1 protein-coding gene and 1 pseudogene are annotated in these 807 nt (G+C 63.8%); both read left to right on the forward strand.

Annotated features, from left to right (window positions below; translation table 11 throughout):
- Window positions 1-602 (forward strand): annotated as a pseudogene (locus G3574_RS17500) (branched-chain amino acid ABC transporter permease); the annotation flags it as partial.
- A partial coding sequence (locus G3574_RS17505) for an ATP-binding cassette domain-containing protein (RefSeq protein ID WP_163965964.1) occupies window positions 599-807 on the forward strand: 209 nt, incomplete at its 3' end. The pseudogene G3574_RS17500 and the gene G3574_RS17505, both read left to right, overlap by 4 nt.

An 807-nucleotide genomic window follows, 5' to 3' on the forward strand; every position in this document is an offset into this window, starting at 1 on the left:
TGTCGGGCTTCTTCGCCGGCATCTCCGGCGGCCTGGGCGCGATCAACTTCGAGATCGTCACCGCGGAGAACGTCTCGGCCATCCGCTCCGGCGCGATCCTGCTGTTCACCTTCATCGGCGGCGTGGGCTTCTTCTTCGGCCCCATCCTGGGCGCCATCATCGGCGTGTTCCTCACCGTCATGCTGTCGGACTTCACCAAGGCCTGGCAGCTGTACCTGGGCGTGTTCTTCATCCTGATCGTGATGTACGCGCCGTTCGGGGTGTCGGGCATCATCATGCTCAACGTGCGCCTGGCCAAGTTCGGCAAGTTCAGGCGGGTGCTGCCGAGCATGAGCGCGGTGGTGGGCGCGGCGCTGGTGGGCCTGCTGGGCGCAATCATGGCCATCGAGATGCTGTACCACTACACGCTGGAAGCGGCCAACGGCACCGTCATGCCGCTGTTCGGCACCACGGTCGACACCGCCACGGCCGGGCCGTGGATCGTCGCGCTGGTGCTCATCGCCATCGGCGGCGCGGCGTTCTGGCAGACAAGGAAACGATTTACACAAGTGTGGGGTGAAGTGAATACCGAAATCGAAGAAATGATCCGGAGGGCAGCATGAGTGCCTATGCCCTCGAACTCAAGGACGTGCGCAAGAGCTTCGGCAAGTCGGAGATCATCCGCGGCGCCAACCTGCAGGTGCCCCGTGGCGAGCGCTTCGCCATCATCGGCCCCAACGGCGCGGGCAAGTCCACGCTGTTCAACCTGATCTCGGGACGCTTCCCGGTGAGTTCCGGCGACATCGTGCTCAATGGCAGCAGCATCAT

Source organism: Noviherbaspirillum galbum (assembly GCF_010974945.1).
GTDB classification, from domain to species: Bacteria; Pseudomonadota; Gammaproteobacteria; order Burkholderiales; family Burkholderiaceae_D; genus Noviherbaspirillum; species Noviherbaspirillum galbum.